We start from the raw sequence: 24460 nt of genomic DNA, 5'->3' as shown, positions 1-24460 counted from the left end.
AATTCCAGCGTCAGCCGCGCTGGAACTATGATACCAAGGCCGCTCTGGAACTGCGATACCAAGTTTCATGTGGATGATGGCTGTCTCAACATTAGTGAAGAAAGGTTGAGTAGAAATGTTGGGTAGCCATCATCCTTCTTTATTATGCCAAATGTAAGCAACCAGGGAGAGAACGAAGGAACTTGCTGGTTGACGATTGTATTTGGTGATGGTGATGAAAACGGCAGCGGCTCATTTTTGGGGTAGCTAGAATATCATATATCGCGCGGGTACTGCCGTTATCGCGCAGGTCCTGCCGTTCAGGCCGGATTTCAGGGAAAGCCTTTTATGCTTTTTGGAAGAGCAGGGGGGAGATAAGGTGTCTTCAGTAACGGTGTCGGATTTCCGCAGGAGACGGGTGAAAGTCCAGTATATTGTGGCGGATGTAAGGTCCAGCCTGGTGGTAACTCAAACTCTTACGATTCCTGTAGGTAAACCGGATATCGCTTCTGTTTTGAGCGCGGAAGAGACTCCTGTCATCAGCCGGGTCACCATAATCCCCAGCACGGTGATCATCGAAGGAAGCGTTACATTCAATATTCTCTATGTTGCCGCGCTTGCGACTCAGCCAGTCCATTTCTTTGAAGCTACAGTTCCTTTCACTCATTTCGTGAACATCGACGGCGCTCATCCAGGCATGGTCGCGGAGGTATCTGTCAGGGCCCAGTTCGGAAGTTATAGAGTTGTGAATCCAAGGACTGTGGAGGCGAGTGTGCTTCTGGAGTTTCATGTGATAGTCATTCGAGAGGAGATCATAGAGGTGGCCCTTGAGACGCCGCGGGAGATAATTCCAGCGCCCCGTATTGCAAAAAGAAGGATTGCCCTGGAGGAGGTGCTCCTTACTGGTCGGGGGCAGACTATTGTGGAGGGGGATATAATCATCCCGCCTGAGAAACCACCAGCGAGCAGCGTGATACATGCTGATGCGGTGAGCAGGGTCACAGAGGCTAAGGTGATTCCCGGGAAGGTAATTGTGAGGGGAATGGTAAGCGTCTCGGTGCTTTATGTGGGGACATTGCCCAGCCAGCCAGTTCATGCTGTTGAGGGTGATTTCGGATTTACCGCCTTTGTGGAATTGAATGGCGTGGATCCTGATATGATCGCATTCGTATCCTCGCAAGTTGAACATGTATCTGTAGACCTTATTGAACCAAGACGTATCAGAGTCCGGGTGCTTATAGCTCTCAGCGCCACGGTCACAGTGCGCCGGGAGATTGAATTTATCTCGCACATCGAGCCAGTGCCGGAGAAAATACTCATTCCGAGGGAATTTCTGGCCGAAGAGATAGTAGCCGAGCGGCAGGAAAGCTCGGTCTTCAAGGCTGTGGTGACTGTCCCTGCTGGAAATCCGGGCATATCCAGGATCATCGAGGCTACCGCCAGGCCCTTTGTCACCCGGGTGCTAGTGAAGGATAATCTTGTGATCGTGGAGGGAGACCTCAAGATAAACGTGCTTTATGTTGCCTCCCTTCCTGGCCAGCCAGTATATGCGACCCGGAGTGTGGTGGAGTTCTTTACCTCAGTGGTGGTGCCGGGCGCCAGGGAAAATATGGCGGCCATAGCGGATGTTGACGTGACGAAAGTGACCGCAGAGGCAATTGATCCACGCACAGTTGATGTTAGAGTGGTATTGAAGACGTGGGTCCTGGTCACTGAAACCAGACGGGTGCCCGCAGTAATAAAGGCCCGTCCTGAGCCAGAGACTGTGCCGGAGAAATTAGTCCCGCCGGTGGCGAGGCGTGTCCATGTTGTTCGCCCGGGGGAAACATTGTGGTTGATAGCGAGGCAATATGGAGTCACAGTAGAAGCTATCGTCCAGCTGAACGGAATTAGCGATGCTGATAGGATCGAGGTGGGGGATGCTCTGGAGATACCGTAGTGTTAGAGTTGTAAGAAGCTCATTGTCCGAAGTGGCGGTAGGAATGGATACTCCTTCCATTGGACGTGACTTGGCCGGGATATAGATACTCCTCTCGGCAGACGCAGCATAGCCGGGGATGGTGATACCGTCCCGTCGGACGCGACCTTGCTGCAGGTCGCTCTGTGATCCGAGGCCCTCGGGCTATATGGCCTCGGATCAAAGCCGCCGGGAGGAGTACCTATCTGAGGAGAATGCTGATATATACCACGCATCTGAATGGAATGGTGGCGGTAATTTGGCCAGTATTTGCTCAAAGGAACCTTCGCATCTTAGCGGCTCCTCACAGGAAGAGCGCTGTGCATCTCGTTAGCCTGTTCCGCTAACTCGATTGCCAGATCTACCCTGTTAAATGGGGGGATGATATAGATCCCGGGGAATATGCGAATCGCCTCTTCGATGATATCGTGTGCAATCATGAGGCCTTCGTCGACGGCGCGTTTCTTGGGCACACTCCGGAGCCTGTCCATCACAGATGGCGGAATGGAAATGCCAGGGAACTCATTATGAAGAAACTCAGCGTTTCTCAATGAAACCAGGGGAAGGATTCCAATGAATATGGGAATATCGATTTCTTTTGTCGCTTCATGCACCTCATATAACCTTTTCCGGTCGAATATCGGCTGGGTCTGCGCGAAATTGGCCCCGAGCGCGACTTTTCGCCTGAGACGGGTGACCTCGGAGGCCAGATTTCTTGCATTTGCATTGAAGGCCACGCCGATATTGAAATCTGATCCTATTGTCTTGATAAGCTCTATGAGACCATAGGAACCTGTGTCGTAGACTGAGGTGATTTTTGAGGTTCCATTCTGTCGCGGCACAGGGTCGCCGGTGACGGCAAGAATAGAATTTATCCCGAGCGCTGACGCCCCCAGGAGATGAGACTTCTGGCCGATGAGGTTTCTGTCACGGCACGTGAGATGAACTATTGCCGGTAAGCCAGTCTCTTTCTGGATCAGATATCCCGCCGCGAGGCTACTCATTCTCACAATAGCCAGTGGATTCTCCGCGACATTTATGGCATCAACGCCAGCATCTCTGAGCCTCTCCGCCGCCCGTATGAATTCATCAGCCGAGGGCGATTTGGGCGGGTCAAGCTCTACGGTAACTATAACAGATTTTCCCAATTTATCGAGAAAGCTCGTTGGTGGGGCAGACTGCTTACCGGGGAGATTTCTGGCTGTTTCGGGAAAATCCTCATTTATTCTCAAACGCACCGCCGCTGGGACATTGATCTTCCCTTTTGCGAGATTGAGCTCTTTTTTCGCGAAGTTGGACTTTTCTTGCGCGGGCCTGGCCCCTTCCCTCGCGAGGTTCAGTTCTCTCTCCGCGGGATTGAACTTCTCTTTCGCGAGATTGGGTTCTCCTTTTACAATATCGGACTCTCTTTTCGCAGGGTCTAGTTCCCTTTTCGCCGGAGCGATTCCCTCAAGTTTCTTTCGGACAAGTCGGATATAATCGGGTGTGGTGCCACAGCACCCGCCGATTATGTTTACACCGAGCCTGGCTAAGCGTAATGCATTTTCTGCGAAATATTCGGGAGCTGACCTGTAGATGCGTCGTCCTCCCACAATTTCAGGGAAACAAGCATTCGGAAAAGCGGAAAGATATCTTCCGCCGGTAGCTGCGAGTTTTTCAGCGATCTTAACTATCCCCAGGGGCCCATGTCCGCAATTTGCGCCAACCACATCCGCCCCGGCGGCGCGGAGCTCATCGACAATATGCTGGACATCCCGGAGCGCCGCAGTCTCATGAAAAACCATCTGGCATATGGTGGCGACATCACTGAGAGACTTAGCGATGCCGAGTGCAAGAACAAGCTCGTCCAATTTCTCAAAGGTTTCGAAGATGAGGATATCTACTCCACCTTCAAGAAGAGCTGATATTTGTTCCCTGAAAGCATCAATCACTATAAGGGCATCTTCATCCCCGGTGTCATCGGGGGCATCGACTGCGCCAGGATCATTTCTAACTGGCCCTACTGAACCTGCCACGATTATCCGAGACGCCGCAGAGCATGAATCAGCGGCAGAGCGAGCCAGCCTGACCCCTTCAATGCATATATCTCTAACCTTGTTCTGTAAGCCGTATTTTCCGAGATTTTGCCGGTTTGCGGCGAAAGTGTTGGTTTCGATGATATCTGCCCCTGATTGGATATATTCCATATGCGCGCGCATCACGATATCTGGGTTTGAGATGTTGGCGTATTCGAATGGCGAGTCTGGCAAGACTCCCTTTGAATAGATATAGGTGCCCATTGCGCCATCGCCGATGAGAAGCCGTTCGTCGAGAATCGCTTTTAGTGTTTGCCCCGTCAAGGTTACCAGCTCCTTCGGGAAGATGAGCCATCGTTTATTCTGAAAATGCGCCCTACGGTTTTTATCCTTTTGACGGTGCCGCCGTAGCATGGGGGTCTACTTTCGCATTTCTGCAGGCCGATATATATTTCATGCAGAATTCGTCCCTGCCAAGCAAGGCCTCAGCCGCGGATGCTGCAGCCATTATCTCCCTATCAAGAGGATCGAGGATGACGCTATCTAGACCAGCTCCCATTAGAATGCAAAGGAAGGTCCGATTCAACAATCTCCGGTTTGGGAGGCCAAATGACACATTGCTGAGTCCGCAAATCGTGTGCGCTCCCGGAACTCTTTGCCGGATTCCTCTTACGGTCTCAAGGGCTGCTATCCCATCGCCAGTTGATACACTTATGGGGCGGATTATGATATCGAGGTAGATGTCATCTCTCGGGATACCATCCCGGGTAAGGAGAGAGACCATGCGCTCGGCAATGGCGACTCTATCCTCAGCATTATCAGGGACACCACTTTCATCCATGCAAAGCGCTATGACAGATGCGCCGTAGGCCTTGATAAGGGGGATCATATTCTCATACCGTTCCTTTTCAGCGGTTATGGAGTTGATCATCGCCTTTTTGCGGCAGGCCTTCAGCGCGACCTCTATGGCCAAAGGATTTGGGCTATCGATGCAAAGAGGGATATCCACAACCTCTTGAATAGTGTTCGCCAGCCAGGCCAGGGCCTGCGGTTCTTCTTCTCCAAGGGTGCCCGCGTTTATGTCGATTAGATCAGCCCCCGCCAGGATCTGTCTTTTGGCTATGTCTTGAATAAAGGCCGCGTTCCGCTCTCTGATTGCAGCTTCTATCCCGGGTCTGCTTGCATTTATAAGCTCTCCAATAATTAGCACGATCTCTCATCGCTCCCCCTTGCCAGGTCATCCTATGGCTTCTTTATCTATCTTATATAATAGTTCCACCAACTCATCTGTCAACGTAGCGACACCGACCTCCGAGCCTTCTTTCTCCGCCCGTTCGATAGCGGCGATGAGCCCCAGGATAGGCTCGGCATCCTCCCGATCGAGGCGTTTGGCCAGCTTTCGTGCCTTTCGCAATACCGCGCGGCGTTTATGAGCCGCTTTATCTCCCAATTTTTCGAGGGCCTCCCTCGCCCGCTCTTTCTCGAAGTCGGTCATTCGTTCCTTCGGGTTAGTTATGGTGATCATCCGTTCCTTTCCTGTAGACCTCTCGGTGGCAGAGACCTTAACGATCCCATTAATATCATAGTCGAAGTTGACCACTATTTGCGGCTTCCCTGCGGGCATAGGAGGTATCCCGCTCAGTGTGAACTCGCCCAGTAGAAGGTTTTTCGAGGCGATGGAACTCTCTCCCTGGTAAACCTGGATCCTGACAGTATCCTGGTTATCCACAATGGTGCTGTAAACCTCCGATTTTGAGGTTGGGATCGCGGTATTCCGTGGAATCACTACGCTCATTACGTCAGGATGCACCAGGCCAAATTGCTCGCCGAATACCCTGACTCCAAGCGAATACGGGGCCACGTCCACCAGCACCATATCCACATCTTTGCCAGCTACAAGTCCCGCCTCTATCGCGGCCCCGAGCGCCACACATTCGTCGGGGTTAACTTCCCCATGGGGCACCTGGCCAAGGTGAGAGCGGAGGAGCTCCACTACAGCGGGAATGCGCGTGGAACCGCCTACGAGGAGGACCCTGTCGATGTCGGCCGCCTTGAGATTGGCATCGCTTAAGGCACGGTCGACCAGATCTATGGTGGACTTCAAAAGATCCTCTATGAGATCTTCAAATTCGTGCCTGGAAAGTTCCTCCTCCAGATTATACGTCCTGCCATTTTTCTCTATGATGAAAGGCTCTGAAATCCGGGCGAAGGGTCGATCTGAGAGGGCGATCTTCGCCTCTTCGGCTGCCCGGGTTAGCCTCGCCAGGGCGCGCCGGTCCTCCCGCAGGTCTACGCCATTTTCCTGCTGAAACTTCTTAGCCACGAAGTCTACGATTCTCGCGTCGAAATCATCTCCACCCAGGTGGTTATTGCCCGCTGTGGCTATGACTTCGATAACCCCCTCATTCACCTCGACTATGGAGACGTCGAAGGTCCCTCCGCCCAAATCATAGACGAGGACCTTTTCAGATCCGCTCCTTCCCAGGCCGTAGGTGAGGGATGCGGCCGTTGGTTCATTGATGATGCGGATCACCTCCAGGCCGGCGATCTCGCCCGCATCTTTCGTCGCCTGCCGCTGAGCATCGGAAAAGTAAGCGGGAACGGTAATCACTGCCCGGTTGATTGGAGCGCCCACATCTTTCTCAGCGACTTCCTTTGCCTTCCTCAGGATCATCGCCGAGATCTCCTGGGGAGAATACTCCTTGCCCGCCATCTGGAGCTTTATATCCTGGCCCATCACCCTCTTCACCGATTTTATGGTATTCTCCGGGTAAAGGATATATTGGTTCTTCGCCGGAGTCCCTATGAGGAGCTCCCCCTCCGGGGATATCCCCACTACTGAGGGAATCAGCCGATCCTTGCCCTCCGAAATCACCCTCGGCCTCCCCTTCTCCAGGGTGGCCACCACTGTATTGGTCGTTCCAAGGTCTATCCCGATAATCCTGTCCACTGGTCACGGATCTCCTTTCTTCAAACTTCCCCACGCCAACCTCGGCGTATCTTATAACGCGCCCGAGGTAAGTGTACCCGGCAACGAATTCACGGATTACCACGTTTTCAAGGCCGGGATCGCCCACGGGCACTACCTCTATTGCATGGTGGTAATATGGGTCGAAAGGTTGTCCAATAGCCCGGATACGTTTGATCCTTAGTCCCTCAAGGGCTCGCTGGCCCTTGGAATATAGACTCTCAAGCCCCTGGATAAAGGAATCCCTAAAGCCTTCCAGAGACTCCGCAGGAGGCACGGCTGCCGCGAGGCGTATGGCCTCTTCGAGACCGTCGAGAATGGGGAGGAACTCTTTCAAGAGCGCCCCCATGGCCGCATCTTCGGCCTGCGATTTCGCCATCTCTTGTGAACGCAACTCCAGGTCCTCATACTGGAGTCGCAGGCGCTTCATCTCATCAATGGCCTCTTGTATAGTCTCGTTTTGGTCTTCGATGAGCGCCGCAAGCTCAAAATGCGACTTCGCCAGGCGAGCCACTTCGGCCTCCTGGCGACTCACGTTCTCTTCCAGCCCGATGTGGAATTCTCTGATCTGGTCACGAAGACCTTCGAGGTCAGCGTGTATTGCCTGTAATTCGCCAGAAAGACATTGATCGCCTTCGCGCGACTGCCTGAACCGGTTTCGGAAATTCCTCCATATCATGGGTAAGAAGCCTGCGAAGCGTCTCTTCAATTAGTCGACCCCCTCTGCCATTCTTTATGAAACCTGGCGCGAAACTTGGCACCAAACCTGGCGCGGGAAGCCCTCAATCGGCGCGCTTTTCCCATGGCATTCGGGTGAAATCCCGTTCAAAGTCGATTCGGTCGAGGTCGCTAACCCAGGCAATCACGTGCCCTGCTTCCTCAAGTGGGTCCAGCTTGGGGACCGTTCTAGAATAGTCGAAAAATCTGATAAGAGCCTTCTCATCCAGGTTTAGACGGAATACATCTACCTCAGCGCGGGCTCGTTGATCCTTCAGTTGTTCATAGGCTGCGCGGATTCGCTTGAATTCATCCGGGTGGCGCTCTGGGGCAAATTTCCGTATAAGCTTGAGATAAGCCCGTTTAATCTCCTCTATTGAGGCGTCCCCCTCTATCCCAAGCACTTCATATGGATTTTCCATAAGACCTTCTTTTAATTTCGATTCCGACCTCACTGGTACACACTTCCTTCGATCTCTCGCTCAACCTCTCTCGCCAGGCTTCGCCATCGCCTTATATCTTCCTTATTATTTGATTTCTCTACCACCTCTCGCCCCTCAGCGACTACATCTGCTGCTTCAGAAAATCTATCCTGTTCCACAAGGCAGGAAAGGCAAGATAGTCGAGGGCCGGGCATATCAGGGAAGGCCTCAATTGTCTTTTTCAGGTACTCAATGGCCAGGTCACAAGCACGATGTTCACAGCATATTTCGAAAATTTCCCTATGAACCCATAGTTCGTGGCCTGCCTTTGCGAGAGCCTCGTTGAACAATCCTGTGGCTTTAGCTTCCATCCTCATCTTCAGATACATCTTTCCCGCATCCAGCAGGACCTCCGGATTATAGGGAGCCACATCCAGAGCCTGACGGATATAACGTTCCGTCAGAGACATCCGGCCAATCATGAGATAGGCTTCGGCAATGGCGAGGAATTCATGGGGATTATCTCCTGCCGATTTCACAGCTCGAGCGAACCATCGTCTACTCTCAGCTTTTTCGCCCAGGCGATAAAAGGTAATTCCTACTGCTACCAGTTCATGGACATACTCAGGCCCGAGACTGATAGCCGACTTCAGCCATTCCTCTGCCTTGGGAAAATCACCGTTATCTATACACTCTGCAGCCTGGACGAGGGATTTTGACACAAGAAGGCGGCGAATGGCGGGATTTTCAGGCTCTATGTCGAGAGCGCGCATCCATGTCTTCACCGCCTCTTCCCTTCGCTCAAGCTCTTCATAGATTCTCCCGAGCAAGAGGAGGGCCTTGACATTCGTGGCATCTTGCCTCAAAAGCGCCTCCAACTCTGACATCGCTTTGTATTGCGAATCCGCCGCAAAAAGCGCGCCAGCCAATTCTAACCGCAAATTCGGGTCGTGGGGGTTGTATTTCACCGCCAGTTCGAGCCCCATCAGGGATTCCTCTACCCTGCCTTCATCGGAAAGCAGGTTTGCCAGGTGCCTGTATGCCACTGAAAGGCATTCCCTGATCTCCTCGCTTCGGCTGGCTACTTTCCCAGACTCTCCTTGAAGCAAGCTCGTCCATAAATCAATGGTCCTGCGCCAATAACGAATGGCATCTTCAGTATCTTCGATCTCCTCATGCGCCAGGGCGAGATTATGAAAAACATCGGGCTCGTCGGGGGTGAGCTTCGCCGCGCGTTCCCAGTCACGGATGGCCCGTTCCCACTCCTTGGACCTGGCATTGCGATTGCCGCGTACGAAATATGCTAGGGCGAGTCCTCGCTTTCTGTCTGGGCTTTCCGGAAAGGTATTGACTCCCGGTTCTTTTTCAAGGAGATCGATGAGAGCGTCAACATTCCCCTCTTCTGCCAACTTCGCTAATTTCCCCTGGAACGCCGCCGCAAGTCCCTGCCCCATGTCCGGATGCCGAAGGTTGAGTCTCTTTGCTTTCTCGCACTCAGCCTCTGCTGCCGTAAAGTCACCCTGGTTTAGATGAACAAATCCAGCGTAAAAGTGCGCATAAGGATTAAAGGGGTCAATCTTTCCGGCCTGTAAAAAGGAAAAGAGGGCACCATCTAGATCACCCTCTCCATAGGCCTTCAGACCTTTTAGAAGGCAGATCGCCGCTTCGTATGGGTAGTTCGCGGCGACTTTGTCTCCCCCTGCGCCGTCTCCCTCTTCCATCGGGGCGAGAGTAACCGTCGAGGAGGGGGCCGTAACCGTGGATGAGGCGGCCGTAACATTCGATGGAGGAGCCGTAACCACTGGCGGAGGAGCGGCAAGGCGCGCTACCTCCCGGGGCAACCCGCGCGCCGACTCCGGAGAGGCGCCGGAGATCTCCTGTGTCTTGCGTAGCCCAGTTGCTACTTCAAGCAAGTATCTTTGAGCGCAAGACAGTATGCCACCCTCGGGGCCTTTCATCCATTGACGGAGGCGACGTGCATCTTCCCTGGCGTATATCAGTCCTTTTTGAAAGAGAAATCTCACGTTGTCGGGTTCGAGAGCGAGCGCCCGCTCGAAACACTCTTCAGCGCGTTTCATGTTAGCCATTCTGTGGAAGGCGAGCCCCAGGTGATAATGATAGACGGCCTTCTCGGGAACGGCTGCAGCCGCCTGGTGTAGGTATGTTAGGGCAGCGTCTGTGTTGCCAAGGGAGTGTTCCTGTAAACCGAGACGGAAACAGGCCTCAGCAAGTGCAAGGCGAATCTCGGCCTTTGTATCCTCATCGGCCACTTCCATGACCCGCCGCCATTCAGCGATCGCCTGCTTATATCGACCCGCGCAGAATAGTTCCTGGCCCGCCCGGATATGGTGAGAAATCTGCTCCAAATCGATTCGCTCGTCCCTTCTATCCGGGGGGATCATCTCCTGTGTTTGTGACCCTTGCGATTTCCTTTCTGCCTTTCGCAGCTTCTCAAGGAGTCTCTTTCTTTTCACCATAAGATTATGAAGGCTTTCCTCCTGCCCCTCTTGACTACCTGCCTTTTCCACCCATATATAGTATGGCCCCGGCATTATTTTCCTGATTCAGCCAGGGGAACGTAGCGTCCGGCCGAAGCCGCATAACCACACAATCTGTGGGATCACGGGTGGAACCCGCCTCAAGCCTATTTAACCGTTATTATAGCAGAATCCGGAAGCATTAGACAAGTAAGGGCGCCGGAACGCTGGAATGCTGGACCACCGGCAAGGATATTTGCAGTGCCGTCATTTATATGATTTATATGAAGGTAAAGGCAGGGGCTGAGCAGAATATATTTGTTGGATTTCAATGATAAAAGGAGAGAGTGGCGTCACATCCTTCCGTCTAAGGGCCAGGGGGCTTCCGCCCGAGGGCCGGGGTCTTCGACGCTGCGAAATTCGATGATAGATTATCATATACATCTGGAAAGAGGACCTTTGACACGCGAATGGCTGGGCAAATTCATTGAGGCCGCCCGTCAAAAAGGGATCGCTGAGGTGGGGATAAGCGAACATTGCACTCGATTCATTGAGTTCGCCCCTGTGATGGATCGGCTTGGCCTTGCGAGGAGCCCATTCCCTCATGTTCGCAGAGCGTTCCTGGGTGAGGTTAAAAGCTCAATGAATGATTACGTGAAGCTGATAGATGACGCTAAAGCCGAAGGTCTGCCGGTAAAATTGGCCCTTGAGGTCGATTATGTTCCAGGCGCAGAGGAAGAGACGAGAAAGATTCTATCCCAGTTTCCCTTTGATTATATCATTGGCTCGGTTCACTTTCTTGGGGAATGGCCCATTGATTTTCGTCCCGAAGACTGGCAGGGCCAGGATCCGGAAGAAATATACATTCGATATTTTGAAATCCTTGCTCGAGCGGCGAAGAGCCATCTTTTCGACGTCATGGCACATCCCGACCTGGTGAAACTCTTTGGCATTAGGCCGGTTGGGGATCCTTCCAATGTTGAGAAGACGATTTCGTTATGCATTCAGCAACTAGCGGAATCAGACGTTGCCGTTGAGGTTAGCTCAGCAGGGTTGAGGAGGCCAATTGGAGAAATATATCCAGGTGAGAGATTTTTAAGGAGGTGCGCCGAACTGGATATTCCAATAACCCTGGCATCTGACGCCCATAGGCCTGAGGAAGTAGGGTTTCGGATCGATGAGGCGGCTCAATATGCTAGAGAATGCGGATGCAGCAAATTGGCGATATTCCGGCGAAGACAAAGATATTTCATAGATCTGGCCTGATTCCGGGGGCTATCCCTTCATGTATCATGCAGAAATGTGGGGGCTTGATATGAGCGATCCCGGAGCTGATAAGCCTCACCCAGGGCGGAAGCTACCGGGCCACGCCATTCAGGTAAATAATCTAAATTATGAAAGGAGTGAAAGGCCTGGTTATGGGGAGGCTGGCTTGCGCGATCCATTATTAGCCAGGCGGGAAGATGTCAAAATCGGTGATAGCGGCCCAATTGTATACGGTGAGAGATTTCACCAAGACCCCCAGGGATATAGCGGATACGATGAAGAAGATACGTGCATTGGGCTATGAAGCTGTTCAGCTTTCAGCCCTTGGCCCCATTGATCCAAAGGAATTGAAAGATATTGTAGACGGCGAGGGGCTCACTATCTGTGCTACGCATATATCCTTCGAGCGGATGCGCGATGAAACTCAAGCGGTCATTGATGAGCATCATCTCTGGGGCTGCAAGTATGTAGGTGTCGGGAGCATGCCAGCGGAATACCGCAATGCTGAGGGATTCTCGCGATTCGCCCGGGACGCATCAGCTGTGGCAAGGAAACTGGCTGAGGCTGGCCTCGAGTTCGTATACCACAACCATGCATTTGAACTGGAGAAATTCAATGGCCGCACCGGGCTCGAGATTCTCTACGGGGAAAGCGACCCTGCGGTCTTCAAGGCGGAGATTGACACTTATTGGATCCAGTATGGAGGTGGAGATCCTTCCGCCTGGATCAAGAAGGTGAAAGGTCGCATGCCAGTTGTTCATTTCAAGGATATGACCATGCGAAACAACAAGCAGATCATGGCTGAGGTTGGAGAAGGCAATCTCAACTGGCCTGCGATCCTGGAGGCCTGCAAAGAAGCCGGAGTCCTGTGGTATATTGTTGAGCAAGACATATGCGAGCGCGATCCTTTTGAAAGCCTGGGAATCAGCCTGAGGAATCTTAAGGCTATGGGGCTCGATTAGTGATCTGATAGCATGTTGTTGCGCCCCCCGCTTCTATGTGCTATGAAGTCGGGGGGTTCCGATCCCAGCAGGCCAACATTAATAGCCCCTGGCACAGGGAATTCTACCACTTTGAAAATGGCCCACCTCCTTATGGCGACAATAGATGGTATTCATTGATGTTCGGATACTTTGTGTGTTTTGGATATTCCGCGCGATCGAGAAACACCTCGGATTTATCTGATCATTGCATACCTCCTCAATGCGACCATAGCCAACGCGGCTCGCTTCGGGATAGGGTAGGTCAGGATGCCTATATCCCGTATAATTCTTTACAGATTCTTGATTACCCCGCAAGCTCTTTTGATACCCTTTTGACCTTAAAACGTGATATCGTTCTTTTGGTGTCTTCAAGGCAGTATCGGCGCCTGTCATGGATGGGAATACTCTCTATGGCAGCAAAATCCGCTTGCCGGGATGACATCTGGCTTTCCGGCGTTACACAGGGCTAAATGGCCGGGTATTAGCAAGAGCTCTGCATCCCCACCCGGGAAGCTAGGATTACTCAAATGGTGTCAAGGAGAGGACGCGGAAATGGACCTTGAGCTCATAATCGGAGGCTTAATTGCATTTTTCCTGCTCATATATCTCGTCTATGCATTATTGCGAGCGGAGGAGTTGTAGCTATGTCTGTGGCCTGGGACATCCTTCAAATGATTCTCTTCCTCGCGGTGCTCATCGGCATTACAGCGCCGCTTGGATCATATATAGAGCGGGTTTTTGCCGGAAGGCGCACATCTTTGGATAGAATCATGCGCCCGGTGGAAAAGCTTATCTATCGCGCCACGGGGGTTGATGAGAAGGAGGAAATGAATTGGAAGGGCTACGCTCTTGCGGTCCTGTTCTTCAATTTCGCAGGGATGCTCGTTCTCTACCTGTTGCAAAGGCTCCAAGGGCATTTGCCCCTTAACCCGCAGCGCTTCGGGCCTGTGGCGCCTGATCTCGCATTTAACACGGCCGCGAGCTTCATGACTAACACCAACTGGCAGGCATACAGCGGCGAAAAGACTATGAGTTATCTTACTCAGATGGCGGGGCTGACAGTGCAAAATTTCGTCTCTGCTGCTACCGGGATCGCCGTGGCCATCGCCCTGATACGTGGCATCGTGGGGCGCACAGCAAAATCTATTGGCAACTTTTGGGTAGACCTTACGCGTTCGGTGCTTTGGGTACTTATTCCTATTTCATTTGTCCTCGCGCTTGTCCTGGTTTCCCAGGGGGCTATTCAGAACCTTCATCCCTATATTACTATGCAGACTGTCGAAGGTGGGAGCCAGACAATTGCGATGGGGCCCGTGGCCTCCCAGGAGGCAATCAAGGTGCTGGGGACGAACGGAGGCGGCTTTTTCAATGCTAATTCAAGCCATCCATTTGAAAATCCGACACCACTTTCTAACTTTTTGGAGATGCTGGCCATCTTTGCTATCCCAGCGGCCTTGACTTACACTTTCGGCAAGATGGCAGGCGATACGCGCCAAGGGTGGGTCGTCCTGGGGGCTATGCTTCTAATTTTTGTCACAGGCCTGGGTGTGGTCTACTGGGCGGAGTCTATGGGTAATCCGGCCATCCGGGCGCTTGGAATAACCGGGCCGTCAGCTATGGAAGGTAAGGAGACACGCTTTGGCATAGCAAATTCAGCACTGTTTGCCACTGTGACGACGGCCGCATCATGTGGCGCCGTCAATACCATGCATGATAGCCTCACCCCATTGGGCGGGCTCATCCCGCTCCTGCAGATGATGCTGGGAGAAGTGGTCTTTGGCGGAGTAGGATCCGGACTCTACGGGATGCTGATGTTTGCGCTCCTAACAGTCTTCATTGTGGGTCTTATGGTCGGCCGCACGCCTGAATATCTCGGCAAAAAGATAGAATCACGCGAGATGAAGATGGCCGTCCTGGCGGTGCTTATCCCGGCAGCGACGATTCTCATAGGGAGCGCGCTGGCGGCCGGGACTCGCGCCGGGACATCTTCCATATTGAATCCCGGGCCTCATGGCCTCAGCGAGATGCTCTACGCATTCTCATCAGGGGCAGGTAATAATGGGAGCGCCCTTGCCGGGCTCAATGCCAATACGCCATTTTATAACATATTCATTGGCCTTGCTATGCTGATAGGGCGCTTTGGGGTGATCCTGCCGGTTCTGGCCATTGCCGGAAGTCTGGCAGAGAAAAGGGCCGTCCCGCCGGGGCCGGGGACCTTTCCCACAACCGGCATCCTCTTCGTGGTGCTGCTGGCCGGAGTGGTGATGATCGTGGGCGCGCTTACATTCTTCCCAGCCCTTGCACTGGGGCCGATAGTGGAGCATCTCCTGATGTTGTCTGGCAGGCTATTCTGAGATCTCCGAGATATGGAATCGACATCAGTCTTAAGGGTGCCGGAGCGACTTCTGTGGCCGTGGCCGGCCGGGGCGGCTTATTCTAAGATAAGGAATCGACACTAATTGGAGGATCATGACATGATTGGGGATATAGCATCAAAAGCTAAGACACGAAAGGTGGCCGGTATTACTCGGGCCATTCTGATCCAGGCCATCGTGGATTCATTTAGGAAACTGGATCCGCGTGTTGAGATCCGCAACCCAGTGATGTTTGTTGTGGAGATAGGGGCTCTGCTCACCACGATCCTGGCTATCCGGGATGCTATGACCGTCCAGACTGCTCCCATATCTTTTGATATACAAATCGCGGCCTGGCTCTGGTTTACCGTGTTGTTCGCCAATTTCGCCGAGGCCCTTGCGGAAGGTCGTGGAAAGGCGCAGGCCGAGTCTCTTCGCAAGACTCGAACGGATACTATGGCCAAGAAGATCACAGGGGCAGGAAATGGCGTCAAAGAGACCGTCCCTGCATCATCGCTGAGAAAAGGGGACATTGTCTTGGTGGAAGCAGGGGACATTATCCCAGGCGATGGCGAAGTTATCGAGGGGATTGCTTCTGTGGACGAAAGTGCGATAACTGGTGAATCCGCGCCAGTCATTCGCGAATCTGGCGGAGACCGCAGCGCAGTCACAGGAGGTACGCGGGTGCTTTCTGACTGGATAAAGGTGAGGATAACGTCTAACCCCGGCGAGACTTTCTTGGATCATATGATTAGCCTTGTCGAAGGCGCAAAACGCCAGAAGACACCCAATGAGATCGCTCTTACCATTCTCCTGGTAGGACTTACAATAATCTTTCTACTTGCGGTTGTGACTCTTGAGCCATTTGCGATTTACTCCGGCGTATATGTTTCAATACCGGTCCTGATCGCGCTTCTTGTATGCCTGATACCAACTACGATAGGAGGGCTCTTAAGCGCCATCGGTATTGCAGGAATGGACCGCCTGGTAGCGCACAATGTGCTGGCCATGTCCGGACGCGCCGTTGAGGCAGCTGGCGATGTGGATGTCCTGCTCCTCGACAAAACAGGTACCATCACCCTGGGTAACCGCATGGCTACAGAATTTATCCCGGCACCTGGCGTGAAGGCAAGCGACCTTGCAGACGCGGCACAACTGGCTTCTCTTTCGGACGAAACCCCTGAGGGGCGCAGCATCGTTGTGCTGGCAAAGAGGGATTACGGTCTTCGCGGGCGAGATCTCGCAGGGGCTGGTGCGAGATTTGTCCCGTTTACGGCAAAGACCCGTATGAGTGGGGTGAATATAGGAAACCGGGAGATTCGTAAAGGCGCCCTTGATGCTATAGAGGCTTTTATAAGTTCCCGCGGCGGCAGGTTGCCTTATGAGGTGCGTTCAGCTGCCGAGAAAGTGGCGCGAAGTGGCGGCACCCCGCTGATAGTGGCTGATGGGGCGAAGGCCCTGGGTGTGATCCACCTAAAAGATATCGTGAAGGGTGGCATCAGGGAGCGCTTTTCCGCCTTGCGGCGCATGGGGATCAAGACCGTCATGATAACAGGCGATAATCCCATCACCGCTGCTGCAATCGCCGCGGAAGCGGGAGTCGATGATTTCTTAGCGGAAGCCACGCCGGAGGGGAAACTCAAGCTTATACGCGAATATCAGGCAAATGGACACATGGTAGCTATGACAGGAGACGGCACGAACGACGCGCCCGCACTGGCTCAGGCAGATGTAGGCGTGGCGATGAATACCGGCACTCAGGCAGCTAAGGAAGCAGGGAATATGGTAGATCTAGATAGCAATCCTACGAAGCTCATTGAGATAGTGGAGATTGGCAAGCAACTTCTGATGACCCGCGGATCGCTTACAACTTTCAGCATAGCGAACGATGTGGCCAAGTACTTTGCCATAATACCTGCCCTTTTTGCGGATACTTACCCAGTCCTGGAGAAGCTAAACATCATGCGCCTGGCTACGCCACAAAGCGCTATCCTTTCCGCTATCATATTCAACGCCCTTATCATAATTGCGCTCATCCCACTCGCTCTGAGGGGTATTGGATACCGGGCGCTCGGCGCCTCCGCGATATTGAGGCGCAACATGCTGATCTATGGCTTGGGCGGATTAGTTGCGCCGTTTGTTGGTATCAAGATCATCGACCTGGTCATTGTGGCTCTGGGGCTAGTATAGGTGACCGTTCTATAGAGCTATCGGGGATTAGTCTATGGGGGATGAGCAGATGAAGGAGAATCTGATAAATTGTTACAATATCATCGGGAAGTGAAATACACATGATGAGATATGTCGCGCGTGCGGGGCTCATGATACTGATGATGACTTTTTTGACAGGCATCATATATCCCTTGGTCGTTACCGGAGTCAGTGCGCTGATTTTTCCCGGGCAGGCCAATGGCAGTCTGATTACGAGAAATGGCCGGATTGTCGGTTCGGCGCTCATCGGGCAACGGTTTATGGGCTCCAAATATTTCCATGGCCGTCCATCCTCTGCAGGCAGTGAAGGCTACGATGCCGCGGCATCTTCGGGTTCAAATCTCGGGCCGACCAACAGGGCGCTGATCGAAAAGGTTGCCAGCCTTGCCGTGAAGGTACGGCGCGAAAATGGCCTCTCAAAAGATACGCCTGTGCCGAGTGATCTGGTCACCTCATCAGCGAGCGGCCTGGATCCCCATATCAGCGTAGACGCGGCTTATATTCAGGCGCCACGGGTGGCACAGGCGCGCGGATTGTCCGAGGAGGAGGTAAGGGCCCTTATCAAGAAGCATATAGAAGGAAGACAGTTTGGGATTCTAGGCGAACCGAGGGTGAATGTCCTGAAGTTGAATCTGGCTCTCGACGAAATCAAATAAAGGGGGTTCTTGAAGGCATCTGTTGACGTGACAGACTCTACTAAAATAGTGAATTACCTTGAAGATGGGGTAGGCCTTCGTGGCACGTCCAAGCGCCCGGATAGCTTATCGGGAAAGGCCTTGATTTGAGGGAGATTGAGGAAATGCCCACAGAAGAGGAGAAACGTCCAGATCCAGATCAGTTGCTGGAACGAATAAAAGACGAAAACAGGGGAAAACTGGTCGTTTTCCTGGGCCCAGCCGCAGGGGTGGGGAAAACCTATGCCATGCTGGAAGCTGCCCATGAGCGGCTCGAAGCTGACGGGGTAGACGTGGTGGTCGGTTGGGTCGAAACGCACAAGCGGCAGGAGACGGAGGCCCTGCTCAAGGGGCTTGAGATCATTCCGCCCAGGGAGGTTTCTTATAAAGGGAAGGTCATCCAGGAGATGGACCTCGATGCCATTCTGCGTCGCCGCCCCCAGCTGGCGTTGGTGGATGAACTGGCGCACACCAATGCCCCTGGTTCCCGGCATGCAAAGCGTTACCAGGATGTGGAGGAACTCCTGGATGCAGGTATAGATGTATTCACCACTCTGAACATCCAGCATCTCGAGAGCCTCAACGATGTAATCGCGCAGATCACCGGCATCACTGTGAAGGAGACAATCCCGGACGGTGTCCTCGAACGAGCCGACGAAATCAGGCTCATCGACCTTTCTCCTGAGGATCTGATCCAGAGGCTCAAAGAAGGCAAGGTATATGTGCCTGAGCAGGCGGAACGGGCGCTCAGACACTTTTTCCGCCCGGGGAATATCAATGCGCTGCGGGAACTGGCGCTCCGGCATACGGCTGAACGGGTAGACCGGCAATTGGAGCGATACATGAAGGCTCACGAAATCAAGGGGCCTTGGCCGGTAGACGAAAGGGTGCTGGTATGCGTTAGCCCCAGCCCATTTTCAGCCAATCTGATCCGTGTGGCGTACCGGATGGCTGTCCGGCTGCGGGCAGATTGGATCGCCGTGCATGTGGAGCAGACTGGCCGTGGAGATTTGAGTGAGCGTGAACGCGATCGCCTTGCTCGTAATCTGCGGTTAGCGGAGCAGCTTGGCGCGGAGGTCGTTACCCTCACAGGCAACGATGTGGCGCAGGTGTTGGCCCAATTTGCCCGCTCCAGAAATGTCACGCAGATGATAATTGGAAAACCCCTCAAGCCCATGCTGGTGGACCTGGTGCGAGGTTCGCTCGTGGACAGGATAATGAGGCTGAGCCGGGGAATCAGCATACACGTGATACCAGGGGAGCCGGAAAAGGATGATACTAGATGGCGGCGAGTCCCTCGAACAGCGTGGCCTGGACTTCCTCTACTGTTATATGTGCAGGCATTTCTCGCAGTGGCGGTTGTCACGGCATTTACGCTGTTATTCCGGCCAGCCCTGACTACCGTGGATCTTAATTTGATCTACCTCTTGCCCGTTCTTGTAGCCGCTTCTCGCCTTGGGCTTGGATCGGCCATTTTTGCCGCGGTGCTTGGCCTCCTTGCCCTCGATTTCTTTTTCACTCAACCGATTTTCACGTTTACGGTGGCGAACGTGCGCCATGTCTTTACATTATTGATATTCCTCATTGTTGCTATTATCATAAGCTCTTTTGCATCCCGGCTTCACTACGAAGCCCGGGCTGCCCGGCTTCGTGAGGCCAAGACAGCTGCCCTATACCGCCTGAGCCGCGAAATTGCAGCGACGTCTGACGCAGACCAGCTTGTGAATCTTGTTGCAAAGGAAGCTTGCGACATCTTTACTGGTGATGCCATGGTCATACTTCCAGATGATAATGGCGAACTTGCCATTCGCTCACTTGTATCTTGCCCTCAACCTCCATCTCAGGCGACTGAAGCCAAGACAGAGCCTGAGCCCCACAAGTTCGATGAAAAAGAACGAGCTACTGCCACATGGGTTTTTCATCATGGTGAGATTGCGGGACGTGGTACTGAGACGCTGGCCGAGGCTTCGGCCATCTATGTCCCCCTCCATACCGCCCGGGGAGTCGTGGGGGTTCTCGGACTACGGCGTAATGATGACAGGAGGTATTTGTCACCGGATGAGCGGCGCATGCTGGAGGCCTTCGCAGGGCTTGCAGCTGTTGCTATAGAGCGTATAAGGTTGACAGAAGAAGCGAAAAAGGCCGAAATCCTCACCGCAACAGAACAGCTTCGCATGGCGCTCCTTGATTCTGTGTCTCATGATCTCAGGACGCCGCTTGCCTCAATCATCGGCGCTGTAACCAGCCTCCTGGAGGATGGTGATCTATACGCAAAGGAAGTCCGCCGGAGCTTCCTTGAAACCATCCGGGATGAGGCAGAACATATGAATCGCCTGGTAGGAAACTTGCTGGATATGGCCAGGCTCGAAACAGGTGTGCTCCATCTTGCTCGTGACTGGTGCGATGTGGAAGACGTCATTGGGGCAGCGCTGGCTCGCCTGGGGAATCGTTTAGAGGGTCGCTCTGTCAATCTCGATATTCCACATGATCTTCCGCTAATCTATATAGACTTTGTTCTCATAGAGCAGGCGCTGGTGAATCTTTTGGATAATGCCGTGAGGTATTCGCCGCCCGGTTCAGACATAGATATTGTGGTCAGAAAAGAAGACAAGGCTATAGAAATGGCTATTTTGGACCGCGGGGTCGGGATTCCGAAGGAGGATTTGGAGAGGATATTCGACAAATTCTACCGGGTGAAGCGTCCGGGGCACGGGGGCGGCACAGGGCTCGGACTCTCTATCTGCAAGGGGATCGTGCATGCTCATGGTGGTAGGATATGGGCCGAGAATCGAGAAGGAGGCGGCACAAAGGTCACATTTACTCTGCCGCTTGGAGATAAGACACCGGAACCGGTGCAGGTGGAGAATAAGACCACGCAGTCGGTCCGATGAAACCGACTCAGGTCGAAGGTGAGACTCCGGGGGCGATCCTGGGAGAAATCAAGGGAATGAGATAAGAAGGTCAGCGAACATGGAATCTAAAGGTAAAGGTGCAAAAATTCTCGTGGTAGACGATGAGGCCCAGATCCGTCGGCTCTTGAACGTGGCCTTGACCGCCCATGGCTACCAAGTCGAAGAAGCAAATTGTGGGCAGGATGCAATAGCGCGAGCGGCTACGGCTCATCCGGACCTGGTGGTTTTGGACCTCGGCCTTCCTGACATGGAAGGTCTTGAGGTTATCAAACGGGTGCGAGAATGGTCACAGATCCCTATTTTGATCCTTTCCGTACGCGGGCGTGAAGAGGATAAAATCAACGCCCTCGATGCTGGCGCAGATGATTACATCACTAAGCCTTTCGGCATGGGGGAGCTTCTAGCGCGAATCCGAGTGGCAATGCGTCATGTGGCAAAACCCGAGGATGAGCCCATAATATCGGTTGGAGATTTGACTATTGATCTTTCTAAGCGTTTGGTGACGATGAAAGGTCAGGAAGTGAAGCTTACCCCCATCGAATATGATATCCTCAAGACGCTTGCCAGTTATGCCGGGCGCGTCATCACCCACAGGCAACTCCTTCGCCTCGTGTGGGGTCCAGAATACGAAATGGAGACCCACTACCTTCGCGTATACATCGGCCAACTGCGCCGCAAGATCGAGCCCGATCCAGCGCGACCAAAGTATATAGTTACAGAGCCGGGTGTAGGGTACCGGTTGAACTCACCTTCCTGAGCAACCGCCCATGGTAGACGTGGGAATAATGGGAGATTTACAACGAATTGGCTGATGACGATGTGCCGGGCGACTTGCATCGATAGATAGGGTTTAGAGAAGGCTGCCAAGGCTCTGGGCAGGCAACCATGGGTCCATTCCAGGTGGAGCTTCATATGGTTTGATCAGTCAGGCTATAGTATCAGACAGTGCTGCGAAGAAACCTTGATGGGGCCACGTAGCTTTCTGATTTGAGTCTTGACAATAAGCATGACACTATGTTACACTATGTACAGATATGACAAGAAATCTAAGAAGGGGGTCATTTTCCCTACGGCGAGGAGAGGAATATTCATGGAGCGCGAATGGCTTACTATACAGGAAGCGGCAGATTATTTGGGCGTGGCGCGGCCTACTATCTACAGGTGGGCCAAACAGGGACGGCTACCTATTTACAAGCTGGCAGAGGGGGTTTCTCGGATAAAGGCTCATGATCTCCAAGGCTTTATTGAAGAGGCAAGGCCTCTATATGGGACGAAGCAGACTTGCGTGGCGAAACCCGCCGGGAAAAAAGGAAGCATACCACATCAAGAGGACCCCTTGTTGGAAGTCATAGGATGTCTCTCTGGGGAATCTGTTACAGCTGAGAAGATTGAGGAAGAGATTTATGAAGGGGATACCACATGACTCCCAAATCCATATTTATAGACACCTGGGGTTGGATTGTTTTAGGGCATCGAAAGGATCCACATCACCAATTGGTGAGCAGTCTTTACAAGTCTCTCCGGACGGCGGGCGCTTTAGTCTATACCAGCGATTACGTTATTGACGAATTGATCACACTCCTTTTCCGGCGCGAGATTCCGGACGAGGCGTTCCGCTTCGTTGAGAGAATATTATCCGCTGCGGCTCAAGGCTTCCTCGTCATTGAGAGGATTTCTCCGGAGCAGTTTGCGAAAGCCTGGGAATTACGCCTGCGGTTCAAGGACAAGCCCCAGATCTCGTTTACTGATTTTACCACCATGATTGTGATGCAGGAACGGCAGATAGAACAAGTCCTCACAGATGACAAGCGTTTTACGTGGGTGGGGATGGGGTTCAAAATATTGCCATAAGCCGGTTTATTCACTTATGCGCCCATATCTCCCCCTGCTTCACGGCATCAGCTGAGCGTATGGGTCAAGTCTTCGATATTGGTTTTTCTTGCAAAATGTGGTATCATTTCATTGGGATTTTGTCGTTTTACGTTGGGGTCCGCAGGGACGCTATGTTCGGCACGGGATCAAAATGAGCTGTAAATTTTTCAATCTAAGGGGGACTGGTTCTATGTTGGAACGCCGCCGGTTGATGTTGATGGATCCCATTTTCATTCTGATCCTGATTGCCATCGCGTTCCCGCTATTTTCGACTGGGGCGCCCGCTCTGGCCGCCGGAACTACGGGGGCGATCTCCGGAACGGAAGGATCCAATTCTTCTCAAGATCAGCCCGCTGCGACAGCCGTCGATCTAGAAAAGCTACATAACAGTCTACAAGACTACCTGCAAAATGGGGATCCTACCTTCGCCTGGCAGAAGATAGACGAAATCCCTGTAGACACTCAAGGCAAGTTTTATCTACTTTCCCTTACGTCCCAGTCCTGGCACGACATAGTCTGGACGCATCAGGTGGGATTTTACGTTCCAAAAACCTTACTCAATCCTCACCTGGCCATGGTTTATATAACCGGCAGTGACGACCTTTCTACAGGCCAGAATGAAATCATCCCGCTGGCATTGACTGTGTCTGATGTCATTCAGGCCCCGGTGGCTATCCTGAATAATGTTCCGAATCAACCTCTTTTCGGGGGACTGACAGAGGATGCCCTGATCGCCCATACTTTTGTTCAATTTCTGGAGACAGGGGATTCTACATGGCCGGCATTGTTGCCGATGGTCAAATCCGCAGTGCGGGCGATGGATGCCATCCAGGCGTTTGCAAAGCAGGATCTGGGCTTGGAGATTGATTCGTTTATTGTGACCGGCGCATCGAAACGCGGGTGGACCTCATGGCTGACGGGCGCGGTAGATCCGCGTGTCAAAGGGATCATCCCCATGTCTTACAACAATCTCAACCTTGCGGAACAGATGAAATTGCAGCTGGAGCAGTTTGGGACCTACAGTGCCTCGATCAATGATTATACAAGATTGGGTTTGACTGACCTGGCCGGGGGCGAGGAAGGACAGTTGCTGATGGCCATCGTGGATCCTTATTCTTTCCGCGACCAGCTGGACATTCCCAAACTGATTGTTGTGGGGACCAACGATTCTTACTGGCCGGTGGATGCCCTCAATGTATACCTGAAGGACTTGCCAGGGCCTACTTATCAGTTGTTCCTGCCGAATGCCGGTCATGGGCTCGGTGATTATGATGATCTTCTTACCACCATGGGGGCCTTCTATTTACATGTAAGCGGCCTCATTCGCCTCCCCAACATCAACTGGCAATTTTCGTCCAGGCCGGATGGCGCCGCGGAACTGCATGTAGATGTTTCTCCCGGGACGGCTGTAGATGAGGTGCAGTTCTGGGCGGCTTTTTCCGACACTAGAGATTTCCGGCAGGCCGTCTGGACCCAAGTTGGAGCGTATGAGAAGGCTCCATGCGCGCATCAAGTTGCGCCTTCCCCGGGTGATGAGGGGGCGAAGAATGTTGCAATATTGGCGCAGGTCATTTTGAATTTCTTCGGCCGTAAAGTGACTTTCTCTACGCCTGTGTTTGTCGCGCATCCGGTTGATGGGGGAGACTAGATTTC

18 protein-coding genes are annotated in these 24460 nt (G+C 52.9%); 12 read left to right on the top strand and 6 right to left on the bottom strand.

Going from position 1 to position 24460, the window contains the following annotated elements; translation table 11 throughout:
* The first annotated feature begins 358 nt into the window (after window positions 1–358).
* Entirely contained in the window at window positions 359–1918 is a 1560-nt protein-coding gene (locus HPY52_06945) for a DUF3794 domain-containing protein (protein ID NPV80001.1), read from the top strand.
* 311 nt (window positions 1919–2229) lie between these two features.
* Here HPY52_06945 and HPY52_06940 read toward each other — a convergent pair whose 3' ends face one another.
* From HPY52_06940 to HPY52_06915, 6 genes are all read right to left on the bottom strand, one after another.
* Window positions 2230–4365 carry a bifunctional homocysteine S-methyltransferase/methylenetetrahydrofolate reductase gene (locus tag HPY52_06940; protein NPV80000.1) on the bottom strand — a complete coding sequence of 712 codons (2136 nt, stop codon included), beginning with the start codon at window positions 4363–4365 and terminating at the stop codon, window positions 2230–2232.
* Window positions 4337–5161, bottom strand: a complete 825-nt coding sequence (locus tag HPY52_06935; protein NPV79999.1) for a methyltetrahydrofolate cobalamin methyltransferase — start codon at window positions 5159–5161, stop codon at window positions 4337–4339. The genes HPY52_06940 and HPY52_06935 overlap by 29 nt, the downstream gene beginning before the upstream one ends.
* Window positions 5162–5188: 27 nt before the next feature.
* The gene (locus HPY52_06930) at window positions 5189–6688 is read right to left on the bottom strand and encodes an Hsp70 family protein (protein ID NPV79998.1); all 1500 of its coding nucleotides are present in this window, start codon (window positions 6686–6688) and stop codon (window positions 5189–5191) included.
* On the bottom strand, window positions 6594–7628 hold the full coding sequence (gene grpE, locus HPY52_06925; protein NPV79997.1) for a nucleotide exchange factor GrpE: 1035 nt from the start codon (window positions 7626–7628) through the stop codon (window positions 6594–6596). The genes HPY52_06930 and grpE overlap by 95 nt, the downstream gene beginning before the upstream one ends.
* A gap of 73 nt (window positions 7629–7701) precedes the next feature.
* Complete coding sequence (locus HPY52_06920) at window positions 7702–8091, bottom strand: DnaJ domain-containing protein (GenBank protein ID NPV79996.1); 390 nt, start codon at window positions 8089–8091, stop codon at window positions 7702–7704.
* Window positions 8088–10532 carry a tetratricopeptide repeat protein gene (locus HPY52_06915; GenBank protein ID NPV79995.1) on the bottom strand — a complete coding sequence of 815 codons (2445 nt, stop codon included), beginning with the start codon at window positions 10530–10532 and terminating at the stop codon, window positions 8088–8090. Before HPY52_06915 ends, HPY52_06920 begins: the two co-directional genes overlap by 4 nt.
* 426 nt (window positions 10533–10958) lie before the next feature.
* Here HPY52_06915 and HPY52_06910 point away from each other — a divergent pair, with 426 nt between their 5' ends.
* The 11 genes from HPY52_06910 (at window position 10959) to HPY52_06860 (ending at window position 24455) form a co-directional block, all read left to right on the top strand.
* Entirely contained in the window at window positions 10959–11801 is an 843-nt protein-coding gene (locus HPY52_06910) for a histidinol-phosphatase (protein ID NPV79994.1), read from the top strand.
* Between the two features lie 197 nt (window positions 11802–11998).
* Window positions 11999–12763, top strand: coding sequence for a sugar phosphate isomerase/epimerase (locus tag HPY52_06905; protein NPV79993.1), 765 nt, complete (start codon window positions 11999–12001; stop codon window positions 12761–12763).
* 573 nt (window positions 12764–13336) lie between these two features.
* Window positions 13337–13426: a K(+)-transporting ATPase subunit F gene (gene kdpF, locus HPY52_06900; GenBank protein NPV79992.1), complete on the top strand. Its 90-nt coding sequence runs from the start codon at window positions 13337–13339 to the stop codon at window positions 13424–13426.
* Between the two features lie 2 nt (window positions 13427–13428).
* Complete coding sequence (kdpA, locus tag HPY52_06895; GenBank protein NPV79991.1) at window positions 13429–15138, top strand: potassium-transporting ATPase subunit KdpA; 1710 nt, start codon at window positions 13429–13431, stop codon at window positions 15136–15138.
* 120 nt (window positions 15139–15258) lie between these two features.
* The gene (gene kdpB / locus HPY52_06890; GenBank protein ID NPV79990.1) at window positions 15259–17328 is read left to right on the top strand and encodes a potassium-transporting ATPase subunit KdpB; all 2070 of its coding nucleotides are present in this window, start codon (window positions 15259–15261) and stop codon (window positions 17326–17328) included.
* A gap of 101 nt (window positions 17329–17429) precedes the next feature.
* Complete coding sequence (kdpC, locus tag HPY52_06885) at window positions 17430–18005, top strand: potassium-transporting ATPase subunit KdpC (GenBank protein NPV79989.1); 576 nt, start codon at window positions 17430–17432, stop codon at window positions 18003–18005.
* 143 nt (window positions 18006–18148) lie between these two features.
* Complete coding sequence (locus HPY52_06880) at window positions 18149–20914, top strand: sensor histidine kinase KdpD (GenBank protein NPV79988.1); 2766 nt, start codon at window positions 18149–18151, stop codon at window positions 20912–20914.
* 79 nt (window positions 20915–20993) lie between these two features.
* Window positions 20994–21692 carry a response regulator gene (locus tag HPY52_06875; GenBank protein NPV79987.1) on the top strand — a complete coding sequence of 233 codons (699 nt, stop codon included), beginning with the start codon at window positions 20994–20996 and terminating at the stop codon, window positions 21690–21692.
* A gap of 333 nt (window positions 21693–22025) precedes the next feature.
* On the top strand, window positions 22026–22358 hold the full coding sequence (locus HPY52_06870; protein ID NPV79986.1) for a helix-turn-helix domain-containing protein: 333 nt from the start codon (window positions 22026–22028) through the stop codon (window positions 22356–22358).
* Window positions 22355–22786, top strand: a complete 432-nt coding sequence (locus tag HPY52_06865) for a PIN domain-containing protein (protein NPV79985.1) — start codon at window positions 22355–22357, stop codon at window positions 22784–22786. Before HPY52_06870 ends, HPY52_06865 begins: the two co-directional genes overlap by 4 nt.
* Window positions 22787–22997: 211 nt before the next feature.
* Window positions 22998–24455 (top strand): hypothetical protein, encoded by a 1458-nt coding sequence (locus HPY52_06860; GenBank protein NPV79984.1) that lies wholly within the window; start codon window positions 22998–23000, stop codon window positions 24453–24455.
* Window positions 24456–24460: the final 5 nt, after the last annotated feature.

This window comes from Bacillota bacterium (assembly GCA_013178415.1).
Taxonomy (GTDB): domain Bacteria; phylum Bacillota; class SHA-98; order Ch115; family Ch115; genus Ch115.
The sequence above is the reverse complement of the archived record's forward strand: the minus strand, read 5'-3'. Positions and strand labels throughout refer to the sequence as shown.

Bases quoted from the DNA above. Each gene is read 5' to 3' on its own strand.
- HPY52_06940 (NPV80000.1), bottom strand. From the start codon at position 4,365: ATGCTACGGCGGCACCGTCAAAAGGATAAAAACCGTAGGGCGCATTTT.
- HPY52_06905 (NPV79993.1), top strand. From the start codon at position 11,999: ATGTCAAAATCGGTGATAGCGGCCCAATTGTATACGGTGAGAGATTTC.
- kdpC (NPV79989.1), top strand. From the start codon at position 17,430: ATGATGAGATATGTCGCGCGTGCGGGGCTCATGATACTGATGATGACT.
- kdpB (NPV79990.1), top strand. From the start codon at position 15,259: ATGATTGGGGATATAGCATCAAAAGCTAAGACACGAAAGGTGGCCGGT.
- HPY52_06875 (NPV79987.1), top strand. From the start codon at position 20,994: ATGGAATCTAAAGGTAAAGGTGCAAAAATTCTCGTGGTAGACGATGAG.
- kdpA (NPV79991.1), top strand. From the start codon at position 13,429: ATGTCTGTGGCCTGGGACATCCTTCAAATGATTCTCTTCCTCGCGGTG.
- HPY52_06860 (NPV79984.1), top strand. From the start codon at position 22,998: ATGTTGGAACGCCGCCGGTTGATGTTGATGGATCCCATTTTCATTCTG.
- HPY52_06870 (NPV79986.1), top strand. From the start codon at position 22,026: ATGGAGCGCGAATGGCTTACTATACAGGAAGCGGCAGATTATTTGGGC.
- HPY52_06910 (NPV79994.1), top strand. From the start codon at position 10,959: ATGATAGATTATCATATACATCTGGAAAGAGGACCTTTGACACGCGAA.
- HPY52_06865 (NPV79985.1), top strand. From the start codon at position 22,355: ATGACTCCCAAATCCATATTTATAGACACCTGGGGTTGGATTGTTTTA.
- HPY52_06880 (NPV79988.1), top strand. From the start codon at position 18,149: ATGCCCACAGAAGAGGAGAAACGTCCAGATCCAGATCAGTTGCTGGAA.
- HPY52_06930 (NPV79998.1), bottom strand. From the start codon at position 6,688: ATGGGCCAGGATATAAAGCTCCAGATGGCGGGCAAGGAGTATTCTCCC.
- kdpF (NPV79992.1), top strand. From the start codon at position 13,337: ATGGACCTTGAGCTCATAATCGGAGGCTTAATTGCATTTTTCCTGCTC.